This is a genomic window from uncultured Thiothrix sp. (assembly GCF_937873765.1).
GTDB lineage: Bacteria > Pseudomonadota > Gammaproteobacteria > Thiotrichales > Thiotrichaceae > Thiolinea.
Window position 1 is genome coordinate 40,211 of sequence record NZ_CALMZC010000062.1, and the last position, 22,787, is coordinate 62,997.

Annotated in this window: 18 protein-coding genes; 8 read left to right on the forward strand and 10 right to left on the reverse strand. The window is 51.6% G+C overall.

What is annotated here, in order from left to right:
* Position 1: 1 nt before the first annotated feature.
* From Q0307_RS18145 to Q0307_RS18160, 4 genes are read right to left on the reverse strand one after another with little or no spacing between them, the layout of a single operon-like run.
* Positions 2-736 (reverse strand): hypothetical protein, encoded by a 735-nt coding sequence (locus Q0307_RS18145; protein ID WP_298662625.1) that lies wholly within the window; start codon positions 734-736, stop codon positions 2-4.
* The gene (gene trbE, locus Q0307_RS18150; protein ID WP_298662653.1) at positions 733-3,258 is read right to left on the reverse strand and encodes a conjugal transfer protein TrbE; all 2,526 of its coding nucleotides are present in this window, start codon (positions 3,256-3,258) and stop codon (positions 733-735) included. Before trbE ends, Q0307_RS18145 begins: the two co-directional genes overlap by 4 nt.
* Positions 3,259-3,263: 5 nt before the next feature.
* Complete coding sequence (locus Q0307_RS18155) at positions 3,264-3,536, reverse strand: VirB3 family type IV secretion system protein (protein WP_207249193.1); 273 nt, start codon at positions 3,534-3,536, stop codon at positions 3,264-3,266.
* Positions 3,533-3,868 (reverse strand): TrbC/VirB2 family protein, encoded by a 336-nt coding sequence (locus Q0307_RS18160; RefSeq protein ID WP_028489922.1) that lies wholly within the window; start codon positions 3,866-3,868, stop codon positions 3,533-3,535. The genes Q0307_RS18155 and Q0307_RS18160 overlap by 4 nt, the downstream gene beginning before the upstream one ends.
* 628 nt (positions 3,869-4,496) lie before the next feature.
* Between Q0307_RS18160 and Q0307_RS18165 the strand changes: the two genes are divergently transcribed.
* Genes Q0307_RS18165 through Q0307_RS18175 form a run of 3 tightly spaced genes read left to right on the forward strand, consistent with a single transcriptional unit; the run spans position 4,497 to position 5,620 of the window.
* Positions 4,497-4,958 carry a hypothetical protein gene (locus Q0307_RS18165; protein ID WP_298662626.1) on the forward strand — a complete coding sequence of 154 codons (462 nt, stop codon included), beginning with the start codon at positions 4,497-4,499 and terminating at the stop codon, positions 4,956-4,958.
* Positions 4,955-5,242: a hypothetical protein gene (locus tag Q0307_RS18170; protein ID WP_298662627.1), complete on the forward strand. Its 288-nt coding sequence runs from the start codon at positions 4,955-4,957 to the stop codon at positions 5,240-5,242. Before Q0307_RS18165 ends, Q0307_RS18170 begins: the two co-directional genes overlap by 4 nt.
* Positions 5,243-5,260: 18 nt before the next feature.
* Complete coding sequence (locus Q0307_RS18175; RefSeq protein WP_298662629.1) at positions 5,261-5,620, forward strand: hypothetical protein; 360 nt, start codon at positions 5,261-5,263, stop codon at positions 5,618-5,620.
* A gap of 6 nt (positions 5,621-5,626) precedes the next feature.
* On the opposite strand, the gene Q0307_RS18180 is transcribed toward Q0307_RS18175, so the two are convergent.
* On the reverse strand, positions 5,627-6,376 hold the full coding sequence (locus Q0307_RS18180) for a thermonuclease family protein (protein WP_298662631.1): 750 nt from the start codon (positions 6,374-6,376) through the stop codon (positions 5,627-5,629).
* A 423-nt stretch (positions 6,377-6,799) separates the two neighbouring features.
* On the opposite strand from Q0307_RS18180, the gene Q0307_RS18185 reads away from it, so the two are divergent.
* Both Q0307_RS18185 and radC read left to right on the forward strand, forming a co-directional pair.
* The gene (locus Q0307_RS18185; protein WP_298662633.1) at positions 6,800-8,611 is read left to right on the forward strand and encodes a restriction endonuclease; all 1,812 of its coding nucleotides are present in this window, start codon (positions 6,800-6,802) and stop codon (positions 8,609-8,611) included.
* Between the two features lie 495 nt (positions 8,612-9,106).
* Positions 9,107-9,772 carry a DNA repair protein RadC gene (gene radC / locus Q0307_RS18190; protein WP_298662635.1) on the forward strand — a complete coding sequence of 222 codons (666 nt, stop codon included), beginning with the start codon at positions 9,107-9,109 and terminating at the stop codon, positions 9,770-9,772.
* 311 nt (positions 9,773-10,083) lie between these two features.
* Here the strand turns inward: radC and Q0307_RS18195 are convergent, their stop codons facing one another.
* Complete coding sequence (locus Q0307_RS18195; RefSeq protein ID WP_298662636.1) at positions 10,084-10,407, reverse strand: type II toxin-antitoxin system YafQ family toxin; 324 nt, start codon at positions 10,405-10,407, stop codon at positions 10,084-10,086.
* Positions 10,388-10,648, reverse strand: a complete 261-nt coding sequence (locus Q0307_RS18200; RefSeq protein ID WP_298662637.1) for a type II toxin-antitoxin system RelB/DinJ family antitoxin — start codon at positions 10,646-10,648, stop codon at positions 10,388-10,390. The genes Q0307_RS18195 and Q0307_RS18200 overlap by 20 nt, the downstream gene beginning before the upstream one ends.
* Positions 10,649-11,213: 565 nt before the next feature.
* Here Q0307_RS18200 and Q0307_RS18205 point away from each other — a divergent pair.
* The 3 genes from Q0307_RS18205 to Q0307_RS18215 all read left to right on the forward strand — a co-directional run bounded on the left by Q0307_RS18205 (position 11,214) and on the right by Q0307_RS18215 (position 18,750).
* Complete coding sequence (locus Q0307_RS18205; RefSeq protein WP_298662638.1) at positions 11,214-12,071, forward strand: hypothetical protein; 858 nt, start codon at positions 11,214-11,216, stop codon at positions 12,069-12,071.
* A complete protein-coding gene (locus Q0307_RS18210) occupies positions 12,068-13,513 on the forward strand; it encodes a hypothetical protein (RefSeq protein WP_298662640.1) in 1,446 nt (481 codons plus the stop codon). The genes Q0307_RS18205 and Q0307_RS18210 overlap by 4 nt, the downstream gene beginning before the upstream one ends.
* 83 nt (positions 13,514-13,596) lie before the next feature.
* Positions 13,597-18,750 carry a RecQ family ATP-dependent DNA helicase gene (locus Q0307_RS18215; RefSeq protein WP_298662642.1) on the forward strand — a complete coding sequence of 1,718 codons (5,154 nt, stop codon included), beginning with the start codon at positions 13,597-13,599 and terminating at the stop codon, positions 18,748-18,750.
* Between the two features lie 18 nt (positions 18,751-18,768).
* Here Q0307_RS18215 and Q0307_RS18220 read toward each other — a convergent pair whose 3' ends face one another.
* The 3 genes from Q0307_RS18220 to Q0307_RS18230 all read right to left on the reverse strand — a co-directional run bounded on the left by Q0307_RS18220 (position 18,769) and on the right by Q0307_RS18230 (position 22,664).
* Positions 18,769-19,026 carry a hypothetical protein gene (locus Q0307_RS18220; RefSeq protein WP_298662644.1) on the reverse strand — a complete coding sequence of 86 codons (258 nt, stop codon included), beginning with the start codon at positions 19,024-19,026 and terminating at the stop codon, positions 18,769-18,771.
* Between the two features lie 89 nt (positions 19,027-19,115).
* On the reverse strand, positions 19,116-19,697 hold the full coding sequence (locus Q0307_RS18225; protein WP_298662646.1) for a 3'-5' exonuclease: 582 nt from the start codon (positions 19,695-19,697) through the stop codon (positions 19,116-19,118).
* A gap of 231 nt (positions 19,698-19,928) precedes the next feature.
* On the reverse strand, positions 19,929-22,664 hold the full coding sequence (locus tag Q0307_RS18230; protein WP_298662649.1) for a DUF3883 domain-containing protein: 2,736 nt from the start codon (positions 22,662-22,664) through the stop codon (positions 19,929-19,931).
* Positions 22,665-22,787 lie beyond the last annotated feature (123 nt).

Below are 22,787 nucleotides of genomic sequence, written 5' to 3' on the forward strand. Positions count from 1 at the left end.
GTTATGGCAGGTGGGATAACGGGGCAGTGTCATACTCTGCCTTACCGAGGTTTTGCATCATTTTGGTCTTGCGTGCGCGGGCTGCTTCACGGGATTTCTCCTGTTGTGCGGCTTGCGCAGCTTCCAGACGCCCATTGGCTGCCAGCAATTGCAGCGAGTCATTCATCTGTTGTGCCAGTATCCCCATGCTCTGGTTCAGGAGCTGGAGCTGGCGCACTTCCCCGTCAGCCGTCTGGCTTTGGGCTAACAAGGAATTGACGTTGGTGACATTGAGGGCAGCCCGTTGCACGATGCTCTGGGCGGTCATGGCCTCAATCGTGGCATTGTCGATTTCGGTGCTCCACTCATCCAGCTTGCCGCCAAAGTTGCTGAAGTCGTAGTTATCCCAACTGGCCTGATCTGGGAACAGGGTGTTGAATTCATTCTGGATATTGCCTACCGATTGGGAAACCTGTGTCAGTGTCCCTAGGGTATTTTGCATCTCCTGCAATTGCCCGTTGAGGCCGCCTGCCACATTGGCGTACTGGCTGCCACCGAGGGTTTGCAGGGTCTGTGCCATCTGGTTGATCTGCTGGATCTGGTTCTGGATTTGGGTGACGGCATGGGTCACTTGCAACAGGCTTTGGGTCAGGTTGCCGTAATCAACCACGGGCAAGGCTGCCCGGCTCTGGGTACTGGTCAATACCAGCAGCACTAACGCCAGCGCCAGTGCCTTGAGGTTGAACGTCCTGTTCATGCAGCTTTCCTCCGTGGTGGTTCGAGCAGTTCCACTGCCCAGTCCAGATGGTTGTATTTAAGGATGGCGGAAACCCAGCGGCTGGAGGGCAACTTCTTTTCGATGGTATCGAGGAATACTTGCTGTTTTGGGTTGGAGAATCCGGCAAATGCTAGGGCAACCGGCTCCATATCGAGGGTAAACAAGCGCCTGCCCTTGATGCTGCGGTAGTAGTAATCCCGTTTCTGTTGGGCGTTGGCAATAATGTGCAGTTCGGCATCTGTCAGGCCGAAGGTTTTGTAATACTTCGCCACCTCTGGCACAGTGGCTTCCGCGTCGGGGAGGAAAATCCGGGTCGGGCAGGCGCTGATAATGGTGGGGCTGATGCTGGATTCGGCTGCATCAGCCGGTTCCTGAGTGGCAAACACCACATACACATTGCGTTTGCGCAGGGTTTTCAACCAGCTTTGTAGGCGGCTGGCAAAAATGCCGTGGCGTAGGAACAGCCAGCACTCGTCCAGCACCAGCAGGGTTGGACGACCGTCAAAGCGTTTTTCGATACGGTGGAACAGGTAAGACAAGGTGGGGATGACGACCTGTTCTCCCATCTCCATCACATGGGTCATCTCAAACATCAGCCAGAAGCTACTTTTGAGTTCGTCCTGGTCAGCATCAAAGAGTTGCCCGTAAGCACCTGACAGCGTGTACAAGTGCAGGGCATCGCGGATGTCGGCATTCTGGCACAGTGCGTGCAAGCCGGTCAGGGTGCGCTGTTCGGGTGGTGCGTCTGCCAGTGAACGTAACGCGCCTTCCACTTCCTGGGTAATGGCAGGGGTCAGGGGCAGGTTCTGGAGTTCCAGCATGTCGCACACATAACGCAATGCCCAGTTGCGTTCCCCTTCGCGGTCAATCTGTGCCAGCGGCTGGAAGGCCACGGCAGCGTCCTCATTGCCCGGTTCATAATACCGTCCACCGGCTGCCATCGTGGCGGCGCGTGCCGAACGGTCTTTGTCGAAAATGATCACTTGGGCATTCGGATACTTCAGCCATTGCAGTTCCAGCATCGCCAGCAAGGTGGACTTACCGGAGCCGGTCGGGCCGATAATGATGGTATGCCCCACATCGCCAACATTGAGGTTCAAGCGGAACGGAGTCGAGCCAGTGGTGCTGCACACCATGTGCGGGTTGCCTTCACCGCAGGCGGCCAGCAGGTGTGGGTTGGACACATCCCCAGCCCAGATCGAGGACACCGGCATCATGTGGGCAAGGTTGATGGTATTGACCAGCGGGCGGCGCACATTGGCACGGATTTCACCCGGCAGGCTGCCTTTCCATGCCTCAAACGCATACATGCGTTCGTCCTTGACCACAAAGCCGCTGGCATTGAGGATTTTCTTGATCTCGTGCAGCTTGTTCATGGCCTGTTGCAGGTTCTTGTCCCACACCGTCACGGTGGTGGTGTACTGCCCGTAAGCCACCAGATCCATGCCCAGTTCCTGGGATGCGGCATCGGCATCATCGGCCTTGTTCTGGGCATCGGTGTTCAACAAACGGCTGGGTTCACCCGCAGCGGTTTCCTTGAGCATGATCCAGATGTTCTTCACCTTGCCCGTCCAGTAGCGGCGCTGGCGCAGGATGGTGGACATCGCCTCACCCTTGTCGAGGCAGATGAAGCGGTTGACCCAGCGGTATTCGATGTTCAGGTAATTGAGCTTGTCGAGGACACCGGGGGTAGTGGTGTGCGGGAAACCTGTCACTGACAGGGTGGGCATGTAGTAATCGCCAACCATTGCCACTTCCCCGGTCATGAACGGCTGGTCAGGGATATAGGCATCCAAGTACATCGGCAGGTCAGGGGCTGCTACCGGATGGGCTTGGGCTGACAGGGTGGAATGCAGGTAAGACAGCAGTTGCCCGTCATCCAGCACGCCAACACTGGGGAACACCGTGTCGAGGATGGTGGTGATTTCGGTGGTGGCACGGATGAAATAGTCCAGATCCCGCGCAAACCCGTCTTCCAGTTTGGCGTTCTTGGGGTTTTCGTAGAACAGGTCTACCAGCTTCTTTTCCAGCGGTTGGGGACGTTCCCACACGAAACTCAGGTAGTAGGATGACTCGAAATGTTCTGCCCTTTCTTCAAAGTTGCCCTGACGTTCGCGGTCAACCAGCCAAGCGACAGCCACCGGCCAGCGTGATTGTGGGTAAACGTCTTGCTGGAAACGTTGGGCTTCAATGAAGTATGTCCAACCCGTGCCGAGGCGCTTGAGGGCATTGTTGACCTTGGCTGTCACCACCATCATTTCCTCATCGGAGGAGGCTGCCAAATCCGGGCCACGGAAGGCGATTGTGCGCAACAGGGTGCGGTTTTTGTTGAGGATAATGCCGGGGGCTACCAGCGCACCCCATTGCAGGTGGTCGGCCAGTGCCTCACGCCGCCCCGGCTTGCTTTCACTCATGCCTTGGCGGGCGACAATGAAAAAGCCAAACCCCAACAGCAGGAAAAAGGTCAGCAGGATGGCAACCAGCAGGTAATCACTGTGCATAAAGGTCACGGCAACTTGTCCTTTGTGTGGCGTAGGCCAGCACGGACAACTGCCATGAAATGCGGGTCAAACCGGGTCAGGCGGGCAAGCCCCCAATGCCCCAGCATGGCTACTGGAAGGATCCATAACTGGTGCATCCCAATGGTCAGGGCGGCCACAATTGTCCAGTAAATGAACCCCACCGTGCGTGGCAGGCCAGCCACCAGCACCGGCTCCACCAGTGACAGGTGGACAGGTGCTTCATAGCCTTCGGGGTGGTTGGCCTGCCGTTGGCTCATACGCTTGCACCACCGCCAAAGCCGAGGAAGGTCAAGCCCCAGGTAGTTGCAGCAAAGGCAATGGACAGGCCGAATACGACCCAGAGGGCTTTACGCATGATGCCGCCACCTTCGGAGAAAGCCAGGCCAAGGCCAACGAACACGATGGCGATTGTGCCGAGTACCTGTGCTACAGGGCCGGTCAGGGAGGCCAGCAGGTTCTGGAGTGGGGTTTCCCACGGCAAACCGGCACCGCCGCCACCGGCTGCGGATGCATCAGCACCCGCCAGCATCAGCAAGGCAAATAACAGGGGGGATTTCAGGCGGGATAAATGACGGGCATAGTGCAGCACTGCTCAGGCTCCTTGTGCAGGTTAATCAGGGTTTGTGTGGTGTGGGCGATTCCTGTGTGGGATGGATGCCCTATGCCCGTCCGCCCCTTATCCGGGAAAACAGATGGACGGCAGGAGATTAACCTTATTTTTTGAATGGTGTGAGTGTAAACCCGATGAACTGATAACAGTTGTTTATGAACGGAATGTTACAGAAATTATGTCGTCACTGATGCGTTCAGGAAAGTATGGTTTTCAGGTTATTGCGTTGGGCTGTTTATAGGTTTTTGCGCTGCGTGGGTGGGTGTGCATCCCCTGATGGTCGGGCTGTTACGGGTTCCGCTGTCGCTGCATCCCTACGGGACTTTAGCCCTCCTCATCCCTGATGCCTCCAAAACCACCGTTCGTGCCTCACGCAGGTTTTTCCGCGCTCCGCTTGGGTCTGGGTAGCCAGACCCGTGCCGGGACTGGCTGGGTGTTGGTACTTTTTGGGGCGCTGCCCCCCGCTGCTTCCATGACAGGCTACGTGTCCAGTGAGGTATCCCCAACCTTCCGTGCTGCGCTTGTGCAGGCCGGGTGATCCCCCATCATGGATGCTGCTACCCCCGTTCTCGCCGAAGGGCATGGCCGTCAGGCGGCTGTAAGGCGAATGATGGGGACAGTAAGCAGGCAAACAGCAGGTTTCCTGTCCACGCCTTACCCGTTTGTAATGGCTTTTGACAGGAGAAAACCGATGGAAGACTTGATTGCGCAATTGATTGGGCTGCTGGAAGTACGTGTCACCCCGCAGCAGATGGAAGGGCCGTATCCGACCCGTGCCGATGCTGCCTTGCTTGAAATCTTGAGATTTGTAAGGGCAGCAGGGATGGATGCCCCACTGTTTGCAGACATTGTGGATGCTGATTATGTTGAAGCAGAAGCAAAATATATTTTGGGTGATGAAGATGCCCGTATAGACGTACAGGCCATCATTAACCGTCTGGCAATGGATGCTTACCGGCAGGGTGCACCCACTGACCCCTGTTTGCATGAGGCCATCCGGGTAGTTGTAAAGGGAGTTGCTGTTTATCAGGAGCTTTGTGACGCTTTGCATGGGGAGGATGGTGTATGAAACGCCGCTATTACCCTATTGGCAAGCTAAAACCCCTGAAAGGAACATGCGATGATTTCTATCAGGAGGTGCGCAAGTTGCAGTACCCTTATCTCCCGATTTCAGCAGCCAGCTACCGCCGTCTGCTAGATGAATCAGCGGATTATTACCGGATGCCGGGCAAAAAGGGGAAGGTTGTTACCTTTGGGAATACCGGTGGTGGGTTTGCGCTGATGCCGCTGAACCCAGAAGAGGCAGCCTGGATTCTGAAGGAGCAACCCCAACCGGGTAGTGCTGCACAGTAATGAATGAGGATGGTGGTCATGGTAACGGTAGACAGCAGGCTCAAATGGAATGATACAGGTACTGACCTGATACAGGGCAAGCAGTACCGTTACCGTGCCACCGGCTCATGGCAAGACTGGTACATCGTGTGTGATGCCAATGGTTACTCAAGATGGATGTTGTGGCTGTTTGGCTGGATGCGGCGTGTGCCTGTCGCACACTGGTTTCAGCTCATTGGTGTGGTGGACAAGGCTATGTCCCATCCCATCAGGATGGGGACTGAGGGGACATTTACCGCACCTGCCAGCGGGCGGTTGTGGGTGTTTGCCAATGATGCGGCATTTGCCTACGGGAACAACACTGGCACGATTGAGCTTCAGGTATGGTCGGCGGATTAGGCAGCTTTAGCGTTTGCACAGGCTTTCACAAGGAATTCCGTCCCCATCCTTATCCAGCCGGGACAAGCTACATTGGGTCAGGTAAAAAGTTGCTTCAGCACAGGAATCCATGTGGGTACAAAACCGCTTTTCACCGCAGGTAAAACTGCTGTTTGCCTGCAACTTGTCAGCGGCAGCAGGCTGTTGGTGAGCCTGTCTTGCTGGAGACTGTTTTTGCCCGTCACGCCAATCCCAAGGGGCAACCGGGTACGGTTGTGACCACAGGCCAATGACTGCCAGCCGTGCGTTGGTCTCGGCCTGGGCAAACACGGTTTGTTCATCCGCCGTCTGTTCCCCTGCATACTTCTTGTAATGCCAGGCAAAGCCTTCTTGAATCATCTGTAAATTGGCAGATTGGTTGTTGATTAGTATGTTCCCCACCAGCCGCCCGTATTTGTCTTTCTTGTGCCACGACACACAGACTGTCTGCCCTGCTACCTTCCCCGCCAGTGCTTTTTGGGCAGCATTGCCGAAATCCTGCTTTTTCTCCGGTGCATCAATGCCTGCCAGCCTGACCTTGTGCTGGGTTTTGCCGCTGTCCAACACGGTGATGGTGTCACCGTCGCTGACTTTCACTACCTGCCCTTCCAAGTTGCAGGTGTAGGTTTGGTTAATCGTGCTGTCGAGGGGGACAGTGATGGTGGTGTCTGCCAATAGCGGCAGGCTGGGTACTGACAATAAGAAAAATAGGCAGGTCTGAAAAAACGGTTTAAGCACTGGAAAGCCTTCTTGTATATGTTTTATCCGATTTTACACAATGGGAGGGGACTTAAGTACAGGCATCTGATGAGGTGTTGCAACCTGTCTTGTTCACCAAATAGTGTTGCCCTTGAGTTTGGTCATTTAGTCGCTGGTTTATGGCAGATCAAAACAAAGGTTTTATGATCTCTAAAAGAAAAGTATTATTAGACTGTTTTTCCATCATTCAGGGGTGTTCTACATGAGAATTCTGCGTTTCTTGGGCATATGCCTGCTTGGTGTTGCTCTGACCTCAAATGCTTATGCGGGGAAAGGAAACAAACCGTGTGCTGGTAAAAAAGGTGGAGTTCAGGCTTGCACAGCGGACGGTAAATTCTTGTGTAAGAATGGTTCTATCAGTAAGTCCAAAAAGAAATGCAAATGACAAGGAGGTAACAGGCTATGACAAGGGCTACCTACCATGTCGTCGTCGAGCATTCTGGCCTTGGCAAGTGGCGTGAGATCAAAGGGTCGGACAAGGGGATTGTTGAGTACAAAGCCAGGTTGCAACGGAAGCAATGGGAAGAACAGTGGCAGCAGCGACTCTTGAAAGCGCAGCAACAGCGGGAGAAAGTCCGTCAGGCTGATGACGAAAAATCCCGGAAACAAGTCCTGCTGGCCGAAAAAGAACGGGAAAAGGAGCGGTTGCGTCAGGAGTGGGAAGACTTGAAGCAATCTGCCGAAGACCAAACGCAGGAAGCCAGACAGAAAATTGAGGATGTGCGTCATCTTTTGCAATATACACTGGATGTGAATGATGCAATCGACTGGGAAACTATCAAGTCACATGCGCCTTTTGACAAACCCCGACCAAGCGCACCTTGCCTGAACACTCCCAAGATCGTGGCTCTTCCCCAAGAGCCAAACCTTAAATCGAAGCCCAGACAGGATGACTTCCAGCCCAAGCGCACACTTTTGGCAAGGTTGATGCCATCCATGCGTAAGAAACAGGATGATGCGGCAGAATCAGCCTATGCTGGCGCTGTTCAACAGCACCAGCATGAGTGTGAGGCCGTATTGGAGGAGTGGCAAAACCAGTGTGCTGCGGTAGCGGCTCGGAATGTAGCCATTCTGGCGGAGTTTGAGCAACGCAAGCAAATTGCAGAACGTGATCACGAAGCAAAGTGCCTTGAGTGGGTGCAGGAGAATCAGGCATATCTGACCCAGCAGGCCGAAGAAAATGCCCGGATTGATGCAAAGCGGGATGCCTACCAGCGTAAGGAGTCTGATGCCATTCTGGACTACTGCGAAATGGTGCTGGGAGGATCCCAATACCCTGATGGTTTTCCACAAAGTTTTGATATGGAGTACCAAGACGATAGTGGCGTATTAGTGGTGGACTATGCGTTGCCAGCCCGTGAGCATATGCCGTCCTTGGCGGAAGTGAAGTTTGTCCAGAGCAAACGCAGCATCAATGAAGTGTTCCTTTCTGATAGGGCATTGGACACGCTTTATGATGATGCCTTGTACCAGATTGTTTTGCGAACCCTGCACGAGTTGTTTGAGGCCGACACTATAGATGCCTTGTCGGCTGTGGTGCTAAATGGCTTGGTAACAGCTATAGACAAGACAACTGGCAACCATACGATAACCTGTATCCTTTCCATTTATGCAAAGAAAGAAGATTTCCTTAAAATCAACCTTGCACAGGTCGAGCCGAAAGCCTGCTTTAAGGCCCTTAAAGGGGTTGGGAGCAGCAAATTGCATGGTATGACTGCGGTGGCTCCTATCCTGAATATCAACAGGGAAGACCGGCGTTTTGTTAATAGCTACGATGTGGCAGACAGCCTTGATGCTTCTGTCAATCTGGCAACTATGGGATGGGAGGACTTTGAACACCTCATCCGCGAAGTATTTGCCAAGGAGTTCTCTGCTTCTGGTGGTGAAGTCAAAGTCACGCAAGCTAGCCGTGATGGTGGTGTTGATGCAGTGGCATTTGATCCTGACCCTATTCGGGGTGGGAAGATTGTCATTCAGGCTAAACGTTATACCAATACAGTTGGTGTTTCTGCGGTGCGGGATTTACATGGCACGGTAATGCATGAAGGTGCAACCAAAGGTATCTTAGTCACGACAGCAAATTATGGTCCAGATGCTTACGAGTTTGCAGCGAATAAGCCCTTAACCTTGTTGAATGGGGCAAATTTGTTACATCTGCTGGAAAAGCATGGGCATCAGGCACGTATTAACCTGCAAGAAGCCAAGCAAAAATAAGTAACGTTGGTTGGTACAGACGTTTCTTGTTTCTGTACCAGCTACTTTTCCCGATCTGTGTCCCATCCATCTTTCGGGTAAGTATTCAGTTTCCACGTACCGCTCTTCATCACTTCAGTGCGTCCCCTGCGGGACGGGCTGCTACGGGTTCCGCTGTCGCTGCATCCCTGCGGGACTTTAGCCCTCCTCATCCCTGACGCCTCCAAAACCACCGTTCGTTCCTCACGCAGGTTTTTCCGCGCTCCGCTTGGGCTTGGGTAGCCAGACCCGTGGCCGGGACTGGCTGGGTGTTGATGCTTTCGGGGCGCTGCCCCCCGCTGCTTCCATGACAGGCTACGTGGACGGTGGGGTATCCCCAATCTTCCGCGCTGCGCTTGTGCAGACCGGGTGATCCCCCTCCCCACCGTCCATCATGGATGCTGCTACCCCCGTTCTCGCCGAAGGGCATAGCCGCCAGGCGGCAGTGACCTAATTTTTTTTAAGAGGACGGAAAACATGAAAACACAGGAAAAGAAACCACAAATCCCGGTTTTTGATACACCGGCTTACAAATTACTGGGCAGGGGTTCACAAGCCTTGTCGGATGCTGAATTACTCAGCCTGTTCATGGGGGAGAACGTGGAGCTGGCACGCACCACGTTACTGTTTAACTTTCAGTCATTACGGGAATTGTTCCTTGCAGATGAGGAGGATTTTAAGGCATTAGGGGTCAGCCAGATGACCTATGTGCAATTACGGGCAGTGCTGGAACTGTGCCAACGGTGGCTAGGGGAAAAGTTGCAACGGGGTGAGCCGCTGAGTGACCCGGATGCCGTGCGGTTTTATCTTAGTTCGCGTTTGCGTGACCTGCCATCAGAGCGGTTTTGTGTGCTGTTCATGGATAACCGTCACCGGATGATTGCCTTTGAAGAGCTGTTCAATGGCACGATTGACGGGGCAAGCGTACACCCCCGCGAAGTGGTGAAACGCTGCCTGTACCATAACGCGGCTTCAGTGATTTTTGCCCATAACCATCCTTCGGGTGTGCCTGAACCCAGTCAGGCGGATGAGCGCATTACCCAGAAGCTCAAAGATGCACTGGCACTGATTGATGTGCGGGTGCTGGATCATTTTGTGGTCGGGGATTCGGTGGTGTCATTTGCTGAACGTGGCTTGTTGTAGGCCGCTACCCTGCCCTGCTTTGTCCCGCTGCTGGAGAGTGGCGGGATTTTGGGCGGGGAAGTCTAAGGTCTCACTACGTGAGGCCATATTGCGGCGGAGCTGGATGCTGCCCTGCCCGCTGGTTGGGCGGCACGGTGCTGCGCCGGGAACTCCAAAACAGATGTTCGTGCCTCACAACTGTTTTTCCGCGCTACGCTTGGCGGGAGGCCAGACCCTTGCAGGGACTGGCAAGTATCAGAAGAGGAAGGCTTGCGCCATCCACTCTTGTTCCAACAGGCTGATACCTGACGGAAAGTATTTGCTGGTTTGGGCTACTCAAACAGTTCTGCGTGAGTGCCTGCCCGAACGAAAACAATCATTTCCTGTTTGCCTTGCTGTTCCAGGCGGTAAATCAGCAGGAAGTCACCGCCCACATGACATTCACGGTGATCATCCCAGTTCCCGGTCAGGGCATGATCCTTCCACTCTGCTCCCAATGGTTCATCATTGGCAATTAGCAGCAACATGACCTCTTTCAACTGTTTCATCTTGTAACGCCCGGAACGGGTCAGGCGTTGCCAGTCTTTATGGAAGGTTTTGGTGTAGTCACTGGCACGGGGCATGGATGCCCGTTTGTCATTCGTGGTCAAGGGCATCTAACAGACCTTGCTGGTTATCGAAACGTGCTTTGGTAATGGCCCGCGCTTCTTCCATTGCCTTACGGGTTTCAGCATTGGGGACCTGCAAGGCAAAGGGGAACTTCTGGTCAGCAGCAACACGGGTCAGAAAAACACGTATGGCATCGGACAATGACAGCCCCATTGCCTCCAGTGCCGTAGAGGCATCCTTTTTCAGGCTATCGTCAAGCCGGACATGAATCATGGTTGTTGTTGCCATGGCAGAAACTCCTGATACTAATGCGATACATTGTAACTCAAATGTTTGTGGTAAGTCCAAGGCAACCCTTGTCCAGTCGGCGTATACGAGGATGGTGTTTTCCACTTCAAGCTGTTGGTGTACCAAGCTGCCAGCACATTCGGGTAGTCACTGATGGAAAACCAGCATCATCCTGTTCATTTTGCGCAGTGTGACGGGGCTGATACCCGTGCGTCAGGAAGGATCATGGTGCTTGCGGAATCCCCAGTATTTCTGATCCACACCCGCTATGCGATATTTTTCGGGTAATCCAGCTTTTAAGAAGGTCTCACTGCGTGAGGCTGTATTGCGGCGGAGCTGGATGCTGCCCTGCCTGCTGGTTGGGCAGCATGGTGCTGCGCCGGGGACTCCAAAACAGATGTTCGTGCCTCACAACTGTTTTTCCGCGCTACGCTTGGCGGGAAGCCAGACCCGTACCGGGACTGGCAGGTTTTGTCCAAGGTGTGAGCGTCGCATGGTGAATTTCTATATACAATAATATTGCCATTAGCTAAGATTATTAAAGATCAATAAAAAACAAATAAGGATGTTTATGTTAAATGGTGACCTGAAAGAATCTGCCCTAAAAGGATTGGAAAATGCACACAGTGCTTACCAAAAGTCGATGGCGGCACTACGCACAGGCAGTGAGGAACTTTACACACTTCGAAAGACTTCAAGTGAAGTGGTCATCGGTGCTGTTGAGGGATATATAAATACCCTGGCGAATACACCGAAGGAGTTTGACCGGACTTTCGCAGAGTTCCGGGCGGAATACCGAACTTTTACCCAGCTCGTCCAGCAAATCCAGAAAGAATCTGAAAAAGTCAACGTCAAGGCGGGAGGTTCAGTTGCTGCTGGTGTTGCGACCGGCGCAGGGGTTGCGGCATTTGCACCTACTGCTGCCATGGCCATTGCGACAACCTTCGGAACTGCTTCAACCGGCACGGCAATTTCTGCATTGGGAGGAGCCGCCGCAACCAATGCGGCACTTGCTTGGTTAGGTGGTGGGGCTCTGGCGGCTGGAGGTGGTGGCATGGCGGCAGGTAATGCTCTTCTTGCCATGGCAGGGCCTGTAGGATGGGCTATTGGAGGTGCTGCACTCGTCGGGGGAGCGTTCTTCGCACGCTCTAAAAACAAGGCAATTGCGGAAGAAGCAAATCAAAAACGTCGGGAGATTGAGGTGTATACCAGACAATTCGATACTGCCCGTAGTGAAGTTTCCCGTCTTCATTCATTGACTGTTACGCAAGTGGATGGAATGAAACGCCTGTTGGGAGTGCTCAAGTCCAGTGCTCCATCAGACTATAGGCAATTTACAGCAACCGACAAAGACCGATTGGGCGCACTCGTCAACCATGTGCATTCACTATCAGCTCTCCTGAACAAGAAGGTTAATGCATGAGTAAATCGTGTGTTCCGCGTGATCATTTGATTAGGGATCAGGTTAGTGCGGTGGTGGTTGATTCAATCAATAACCATCGTATACAGAGTGAACTGACTAGCCAACTGGCTCAGGATGCTGCTTTTACCAAGGCGTTGGAACAAGTCGATAAGGTTAGGGATTTTGTTGGTAGTCCCAACAAGATTTTGGGGAGTGAGCTGACCAAACATGGCGAGATTGCGGAACAGGTTGAGGTAGGTATCCGCAATGCCCGCTCCGCCCTCCACCAGGAAGGAATGGCTGCCACTTTTGATAGGGTTGGTCGCACAGCACCGGAAGACTACCTGATTGATGGCACAGCCGTACAGTCGAAGTTTATCAATGGCGCAAGCAAAAACCTGGATCATGTGATGGAACACATGGACAAGTACGCCAATTTTGGCCGGGATGGATCTTACTACCACATTCCTAAAGATCATCATGAAACCATTATGAAGGTAGTGAATGGTGAGCCTGTGGAGGGGTTGTCCCAGAAAAGTATCAACGCGATACGCGAGAAAGTTCAAGAGATTGAAAGCAAAAGCGGTCATGCTTTTAATGAAGTCGTGAAACCTGGTGTGTCAGACTACTCCGAGGTACAACAGGGCAAAATACATGAAACCCTTGATAACCATGAGAAACAGTTAGACGCAGAAAACAGGGAAATAAAAGACCAGATTACTCAGGATCATCAGGCAAGTCTGACTGAAGCGGCGAAAGCCGCTGCTGTTGCCGGGGCAGTAGGCGGGGCTGTTTCTCTGGCAGCCGGATTGTATTCAAAATACAAGCAAGGTAAGAATCCTTTTAAGGGTGGTCTAACTGCTGAAGACTGGAAAGAGCTTGGCGTAAGCACATTGAAAGGCGCGGCTGGTGGTGCGGTTGCGGGTGGCTCCATTTACCTGTTGACCAACCATGCTGCTTTGTCAGCTCCATTTGCTGGCGCGGTAGTCAGTGCAGCAAAGGGAGTAGGCTCACTCTGGCGGGATTACCATGCCGGGAAAATTGATGCTGAAGCGTTCATGGATCTGGGGCTGGTGGTCTGTGCCGAGTCGGCTATTGTGGGTTTGGCCACGGCGGCAGGACAGACATTGATTCCCGTACCAGTGCTGGGGGCTGTGATTGGATCATTGGCTGGCAAGATGCTGGCGGAATTCATGACGGGTAAAGATGGTCAGTTGGTCGAACGGATGAAAGCAGAAATGGATGCCTTCCTTGCCAAACTGGATAAGGTACAACAAAAAGTAGTGGCTGCGATCAATGCGGAGTATGACCGTTTGGGTAAACTGACCGAAGCTGCTTTTGACTTTGGACGCAACGAAGCATTGTTGTTACAAGCAAGCATAGATTTGTCTAAGGCTTATGAGGTGGATGAGAAGCTCATCATTGCCAGCCATTCGCAACTGGATGATTTCATGCTGGCTTGAGTCTAATTCAGCACTCAAGTTTGCCGATGTTGTCCAAAATACTTATGATGGGGTAAATATTTGCCATATTAACAAGGGAATAAATGTCAGACCGGGAAGGTGAACTGCCAAAAGCATCCGGCTTTATTACCCGCTGCCTGTCCCTGGATCTGGAAGTGGGGCGGCGTGATGCCCGTATCCACCAGTTTGCCGCCGTGCGTGGTGATTCCGGGCTGGCTTTGACCCACGGGAAAGGTGAGGTGCTTGCCGCCCTGCCCCGCCTTGATGGCTTTGCTTCCGGGTTGTCGTTGCTACTGGGGCATAATCTGATTGCTTTCGATATTCCCCATCTGCAAGCAGCCAAGTCTGACCTGAAACTGCTCCAGCTCCCTGCCATTGATACCCTTTGCCTGAACCCGTTGGCATTTCCCCGTAACCCTTACCACCATCTGGTCAAACATTATCAGGATGGGCAACTGAAACGTTGCCAGATCAATGACCCTGAACTGGATGCGCGGTTGACGCTGGAGGTTTTTCAGGATCAGGGGCGGGCTTTCATGGCATTACGGGAAACGGCTCCAGACCGCCTGTTGGCTTGGCACTGGCTGACAACCGCCGGTGCTCAGTCGGCTGGGTTTGATGCTTTCTTCACGGCTATCCGCCGCCAACCCCGTCCTGCTGATGATGAAGCCCGTGGGGTTATTGGTCGGTTGTTGCAAGGCCAAGCCTGCCAGACACATAGCCGTACCCTTCTGGAAACTGCCGATACGCAGGGATGGGCATTGGCGTATGCAATGGCATGGCTGTCCGTAGCGGGGGGCAACTCGGTGATGCCACCGTGGGTTCTGCACCAGTTTCCGCAGGCCGCCACAATGGTTAAGCAATTACGAGATACTGCCTGCACAGACCCTGATTGCCAATGGTGCAGGGAACGGCACGATGCAAAGCGTGAGCTGAACCGCTGGTTCAAGCATATCCCGGATTTCCGCCCCGAACCTGCCGACCAGCATGGCAAGCCGTTACAACGCTCCATTGTCGAGGCAGCGATGGGAGGCAAGCATGTATTGGGTATCCTGCCGACAGGAACAGGCAAGTCTGTCTGTTACCAGCTCCCTGCCCTGTCGCGCTTTGACAAAACAGGGGCATTGACTCTGGTGATTTCCCCACTGGTTGCACTCATGGCTGACCAGGTGGCAGGGTTGGAGGCACGGGGTATTACGAGCTGTGCCGCTATCAATGGCCTGTTGTCCATGCCGGAGCGGGCAGATGTGCTTGACCGGGTGCGGTTGGGGGATGTGGGTATTCTGCTGATTGCCCCGGAGCAGCTACGCAGCAAGACCTTACGCAAGGTACTGGAGCAGCGCGAAATCGGTATGTGGGTACTGGACGAGGCGCACTGTATTTCCAAGTGGGGGCATGATTTCCGGCCTGACTACCGTTACGTGGGCAGGTTTATCCGTACCAAGGCAGGCGAAGGGGTTGTGCCACCTGTTCTGTGCCTGACCGCCACCGCCAAACCGGAAGTGGTGGAAGACATCATCGGTTATTTCCAGGAAAAAGTCGGGATTGAACTGCAACTGTTTGACGGAGGAGCCGAGCGTACCAACCTGACCTTTGATGTGATGCCCACTTCCCCTGATGCGAAGTTTGCCCATGTGTATCAGGTTATGGCGGAATGTCTGCCACCCGACCAACCAGGTGGAGCCATTGTGTATTGTGCGACCCGCCGCCGCACGGAAGAAATTGCCGAGTTCCTGCGTAGCAAGGGTATGGCTGCTGACCACTTCCATTCCAACCTCTCCCCTGAATACAAAAAGACGGTACAGGAAAGCTTTATCCGGGGGGAACTGCGGGTCATTGCTGCCACTAATGCCTTTGGTATGGGGATCGACAAACCGGATGTGCGGCTTGTCATCCATGCTGACATCCCCGGTTCACTGGAAAACTACCTGCAAGAGGCCGGACGTGCCGGGCGTGACCGGCAGGCTGCCCGTTGCGTTTTGTTGTATACGCTGGAAGATGTGGAGCGTCAGTTTGGTATGTCGGCCCGTTCGCGCCTGACCCGCAACGAAATTCAGGCGATCCTGAAATCCCTGCGCAACATTGACCGCAAGAAACAGCTTGGCGGGGAGGTGGTAGCCACCACCGGGGAAATATTGGCGGCAGAAGAAGAAGGGCAATTTGAGCGTGATTCCACCAGCGATGATACCCGTGTGCGTACTGCCATCTCTTGGCTGGAAGAAGCTACCCTGCTGACCCGTGAAGAAAATCAGGTGCAGGTATTCCCATCCTCTTTGCGGGTAGCATCCCTTGAACAGGCGCGGGAACGCTTGGCAAAAACTGCCCTGACGGAAGACTATCGCCGCCAGTTACTGGCTTTGGTATCGGCCATTATCAGTGCGGATGCCGACGATGGCATTTCCACGGATGAACTCATGGGATTGTCTGGACTGACGACGGGGACTGTCCGCAAAGCCCTGCACGACCTGGAACACTTTGGTCTTGCCAGCAATGACACCGCCTTGACCTCTTTTGTCCATACAGGGGTGGAACGCTCATCCCGTAAGCGGTTTGCGGAAGCGGTGGAGTTGGAAACAGCATTGCTGGAGACGTTGCGTGAGTTTGCCCCGGATTTGGGTAAAGGGGAATTTTCTGTCCTGCACTTACGCACGGCGGCCCAAAAGCTTAAGGATGCAGGACACCCTAATGCCTTGCCGGAAAGGTTGGGGCGCATTATCCGTAGCCTTGCCAATGACGGGCGTGGTGATGATGGGGGTAATGGCAGTGTACGGGTCAGACGCATAGATGCAGACACACTGGAAGTCCATCTTTTGCGGAAATGGCCTGACCTGACCAAGACGGCTGAATTGCGGCGGGTGGCCGCGAATCATCTGCTGCAACACCTGTTGTCATGCCTGCCTACTGGGACACGGGGAACTGACCTGCTGGCAGAAACTACCCTTGGCAAGTTACTGGCGGCCATCAAGGCTGACATCATGCTTTGCGCCGAAGTCAGGGAGCCATCCCGCCTTATGGATCGCGCCCTGTTGTGGCTGCATGAGCAAGAAGTCATCCGTCTCAACAAGGGGCTGGCAGTTTTTCGCCCTGCCATGACCATCCACTTGGGGAAAGAGCGGCGTAATTTCAGCAAAGCCGACTTCACCCCACTCCAGTTGCATTACGATGAGCAGGTCTTGCAGATACACATCATGGCGGAATATGTGCAGCGTGGCCTTGAAACCGCTGATGCCTTGCGCCTGTCGATGGATTATTTCAGTTTGGGGCGAGATGCCTTTCTCAACCGCTGGCTACCCGACCAGGAAAAAGAACTTGCCCGTCAGACTACCCCGGAATCATGGCGCAAGATTGTGGAAGACCTGAACAACCCAATCCAGCAGCGTATTGTGACGGACGACCGGGAGCAAGCCAATGTGCTGGTATTAGCGGGGCCGGGTTCGGGCAAAACGCGGGTGCTGGTACACCGCATTGCTTGGTTGGTGCGGGTCAGGCGGGAGAATCCACGGGGTATTCTGGCACTGGCTTATAACCGGCACGCAGCGGTGGAAATCCGCAAACGTCTGAACGAGTTGATTGGTGCTGATGCCAAGGGTGTGACTGTGCTGACCTGCCATGCCCTAGCAATGCGCTTGGTGGGGGCAAGTTTTTCCGAACGCCTGCACAAACATGAGCAAGTGGGTGGGGATGTGTTTCGGGAAATCCTCCAGCAGGCTGTTTCCCTGTTGAACGGAACAGGATTGCCGCCGGAAGAGGCAGATGAACAGCGTGAACGCTTGCTGGCAGGATTCCGCTGGATACTAGTGGACGAATATCAGGATGTTGGCCCTGAACAGTACGAGCTGGTTGCAGCCCTTGCCGGACGCACGGTACAGGATGAAGAGGGGAAACTCAGCCTGTTTGCGGTGGGGGATGATGACCAAAACATCTATGCCTTTGACGGTGCATCGGTTGAGTTCATCCGCCGTTTTGAGCAGGACTATGCAGCCAAGCCGTCCTTCCTGACCGAGAATTACCGCTCTACTGCCCATATCATTGATGCTGCAAACCTGCTTATCCAGCCTGCGAGCAACCGGATGAAGGTGGATAACCCGATCAGCATTGATCGGGGAAGGCGCAAAGCCCCCTCTGGTGGGGGCTGGCAGGTTCTGGACAGGGTTGGGCAAGGACGGGTGCAAGTGCTTCCGGTCGGCGATAACCTTGTTGAACAGGCACTGGCTATTATGGGTGAGTTCCAGCGCCTAGCGAGCCTGACACAGGATTGGCACTGGGATCAATGTGCCGTGATTGCCCGTGAATGGAAATATCTGGAACCAATCAGGGCATACTGTGAGTGGCAAGGTATCCCTGTGCAGATGGCTGACGAGGAAAGTGCCCAATTCTGGCGATTGCGGGAAACCCAGACACTGGTTGGCTGGTTACGCCATGAGGCAGGCAAGCTGGTCAGTGCAGTACAGTTGCAACAATGGCTGGATAACCACCCACAGGGGCAATGGTGGCAGTTGTTGCATGAAGCAGTGGATGCCTATGCCCTAGAAACAGGGGGTGAAGAACTACCTACCGAACATTTCCTAGATTGGTTGGCAGAATGGGGTCGGGAAATTCGCCGCCGTCAGACGGGCTTATTGCTGATGACTGCCCACCGTTCTAAGGGGCTTGAGTTCAACCATGTTGCCGTACTGGATGGTGGGTGGGACAAGATTGGGAAAAATGAAGACCGGGATGCAGCCCGGAGGTTGTACTACGTGGCAATGACCCGTGCGAGGCAGACATTATTGCTGGCACGTTTCAGCCGGGGGCATCCGTTGCTTGATAAGCTACCTGCCTCCCCTGCCCTGTTAGTCCGTTCACCTGTTGCTCTTCCGCCAGCTTCACCTGTCATGGAGCGGCACTATCACCAACTTTCCTTGAAGGAGGTTGATATTGGATTTGCAGGACGCTACGCATCAGGGCGACCTGTACATCAAGCTATCGCAGCCCTGTCAGCCGGTGATGTATTACACTTGTGCAATCAGGATGGGAAGTGGTTGTTGCGGGATGGGCAAGACCATGATGTAGGGAGATTGTCCGCTGCTTTCAAGCACCCGGAGGGGATGACCTGCGTTGTGGCGCGGGTAACAGCCATTCTGGTGCGTCGTCGGGAAGATGCAGAAGAGCAGTATCAGCAACAGTTACGCAGTGACCAATGGGAACTGGTTCTGCCTGAACTGGTGTTTGCTGCCGAACAGCACGCCTATTGTTAGCGGACGAATAATGCAGTTTTAGTGTTTGGTAGCTGATTCTGCCCAACGATCCAACATCAGCAGGTCGGATTTCTTCTTGGCTTGCAGCAGTGTTTGCAGTATTGCCAGATCCTCCAGTGCCTCGATGCTGTCACGTTGCCACAGCTCCGCTATGGCCTTGCGTAACCAGATGCTGGCAGCCGGGTTTTCCGTCACTTTCTGTAGCATCCGTTCAAGGTCTTTGAGGGCAATTTCCAGCTCATTGCCGGTATGGTAGGGGGTAGGTGTTTCGCTCATGTGGGGATTATAGGGTATTTCCCGGTAATATCATCCTGGTTCCCAATACCTTGGGGTACGGGGCAAAGCCCCGGATATGCCACCTGAATTCAAAATGTGCCGATTTTTTGCTTTTGCACTGCCAGCAGTTTCTGGCACGTTAACTCTTGCAGGTTAAGTTTGGCCTGTATGGCTTGTTGCATCCTGATGAACAGGTGGGCAGTAGCTTGGGCATCCGCCAAGGCACGATGGAACTGCCCGGACATGGGAAGCTGGAGAAACCTGACCAGTGTTCCCAGTTGATGGTTGGGTGCTTCGGGGAATACCCGTCTGGATAGCAGCATGGAACAGAGAAAATCCTGCTGGCGTTGTTTCCCCTGTTGGGTGAGGGCTTCATCCCAGAACTTGCGGTCAAATGAGGCGTTGTGGGCTACCAAGGGGTAGTTGCCTGCAAACTCGATGGCTTCACCCATCACCTTGTTCATGGGGGGGGCTTTGCGGATCATGACATTGGTGATGCCGGTCAAGGATTCGATGAAGGGCGGTATCCAGGTATTGCCGTTCATTAGGCTTTGGTAGCGGTCAGTAATCTGTCCATCTTTTACCAGCACGATAGCGATTTCGGTGGGGCAAGCCCCATGGTCGGGGGACATGCCGGTGGTTTCAAAGTCGAGAATGGCGTAAGTGGTCATGGAGTTACCTTGGTTTTGGGAGCCTCACTGCGTGAACGGGCTGCTATAGGTTCGCTGTACGCTCATCCCGCCAGAGGCGGGACAAGCCTTGCGCATCCCTGGCCTCTGCCGCGCTCCGCTTGGGTTCGCGTGTAGAGATTCTGACGAAATTACTGATTACACTTTTGTAATGTTGAGTTGCCTGTAAATTATTTAAAAATCTGCTTTCCTTCTTAATTAATTTCCCATTGCTCATATAATTTTCTTGTATGTCACGCGAGCATCAGCTTCTTCAATTTTGTAGCATGAATGGTAATCTGGATCATAGGGGTTCGGAAGTAATTGGAATGATGGGTTTGCTAGTGCATTTGATACACGTAGCACCATGAATACTTCTTTCTGCTTATTATTGGATGGTTTGGCTAGGTGCATGGCTAGTCTTATTTCTGATGATCCCATAGTAAAAGTCTCTTGATATCCTTCTGTAGACTTAACTTCAATATAGTAAGTATATCCTTGTAGGGCGACTACAAAATCACAACCCTTGCTGTCATCTGTTTCAGTATTCAGGCCAATAACCGCACTGTTACTGGATACCCATGAAGAAGAGGAAACAATAGATGTTCCATAACGTTGTTGTAACATTCGAAATGCATGTATTTCTCCACTTAGACCGATCAATCTTTCTAATGATCTGGTTGAGTATTTAGGGGTGCTATTTCTATTATTTATTTGAGTTTGATTGTAAACTTGGGGTTTAGCTTTTTGAATAATTTTGTCTAGTGGGGTTGTAGTACTGAGATCGATTGGAATGATTTCTTTTAAGGAATCATGCGGTAATGCATCAGTGATGTGAGTCCATAACCCGGATAAATTTTCTGTTAAGTTATCGTATTCTTTACCGCAGACGTTGATAAGACGTTTCTTCCGTTGTGCCTCCTCTCTCCGTGCCTGAACTTTTTCTTCTACGCATGAGATGTCATCTTGTGAAAGTTCTAGTAGTTGGCATAAACTTACAAACCCTTTAGATTGTTCAAGAGTAGACCAAAAAGATGACGATGTGGGTGTTGTATGATTTTTTAAGTTTTCAATTAATGTCCAAATGTAGTCCTCTCCCCATGTGTTGGAATATACGGTATCTTTTGCAATAGCCAATAGCTCTGCACTCCAGTTTTCTGTTTTGCAATCCCATTCAGGATTACTTTCAATTCCTTTCTTTACCGCCCACGCTAGTCTAATGTTTTTTAAAGTCAGTAATGATTTGCTAAGCTTTTCCTTATTGTCACGAGCGACTTGAAGCGGATCTGATTCAGTATCAACTCCTTCTGCTTTCAGAGATTCTAGAAGCTGTTCAATACTATTGGATTTTTCAATCGCACGAACTTCATTTGGATTTATTTTGTATTTTTCAAATAAAGGGATGGTTTGTTGTAGAATCAGTTGACAGTTAACTTCCCATAAACTATTTTCAAATTCCACTGGATACTTCATATCTCTAATCTGACCCGATAGCTCCTGGAATATCTCATTTTCTTTGTGTCGAGATGATAATTTTGCAATCAGTGTTCTTAGAATAGGTGTGATACTTCCAATATGTCGTTTAAAATCAGAGTAGGCATCAATGTTTTTTACAGGGCAATCACCAAAAGAAATTAAGGATAAATTCCATGCTCTAAGGTTTATACTTTCACCCAAGTGCTTGTAGGCTTTATACCCAAAGCTATAAGTATCAGGAGAGTTTTCTGCCATTTTAACTAGAGAGTATCCATCAAGTCTGGCATCGTTCAATTGGTCGATGAATCCTGTCACAGCATCATCTGTATTGGCCTGCATTAAATTTTCAATGTCTAAATCAGGGTATAGAATTCTGATTAATGGAGCTATTTTTCTAATTAGCAGGCTAACACTTCCCTTCCAATATTCGCATACTTCGTCGTAGTTTGTTTCTGATAATTTTATTTGTTCTAATGCTTTGATGATATTGTTTCTTGAAGTATTTTGGCCAATAAGGCTAAATACAAATTTGATTTGAATTTCAAGATCATCCCGTCCAATAATATTGGAAAAAGCTTCACTTAATGTGCTTATATCAGTTATTGACTCGGCATTGATAAAAAGAGTTTTTTTGTCATGCTGCCAAAATGCAGACACTGGCAAAGGATTGTCTATAACTAACTCAGTATCACGATATAGAGCAATTCTAAGGTTATTCACAATATCAATATTTGCTTCTTGAAATGCATGTATACGATCCTTGAACGCTTGTGTGGTTGTACCATGTGACTGTGCGCCATCGAAGGCAGCAATAGTCAGAATTATAGGAATTGTCCACCCAAGTTTCTCATTATCCTGTAGTTTAATTCTTTGAGTAGGCTCTGCCTTTTCTCCATCAAACAGGGGTAACGGTTTTAGTGTAGATGCTTTATATACAGCATTAGGATATGCAACAGTAAAATAATTTGCAAGACGCTCCGCATCTTTTTTATCTATAGCAATAATTGGTAATCCAAAATTTTTTAATTCTGTAAGAAAAGATTTGCTTGAGTCTGGAAGGTAGACAGGATCTATCTTACTAGGTTTTTCTGCCGTAAGTGATGATGCTTTCCCTTTCTGGACGAGTAGGTGTGTAGGAAATTTTGTTGTGTTAGATGGCTCAAAAGCACTCCACGCAGCCCTAACTTGACCAAGGAATACATCTCGGTGGGGGATTTCATTGTTTTCTACTGCATTGATTAATGCTTCAATCAAATGTAAATTGTCCGACTTATTCTCAGGGGAATAAGATGGCATCTTAAGACTGCACATGATTTTTGCTAAAGCAGGATTCATATCTATTTGGCTTGCCAAATGGTAAGGTAATGGTTTCAGATATGAAAACAACCACTCTCGACGATTGCTTAATTCAGACGTGGGAACATGCCAGCGCTCAGATGGGCGATACCATTCAAGTTTATTATTTTTTTCAACAGGAATGCCTATCCAATTCATATTCTCTAATATCCATTTTAATGGTGATTTTAGTTTTTTAGAATAATATTGTCCTGTATCTTTATTTATAAGTAATTATCCAAAAGTTATCGTGTATTTTTCGCCAAAGCCAGCCAGTATAGC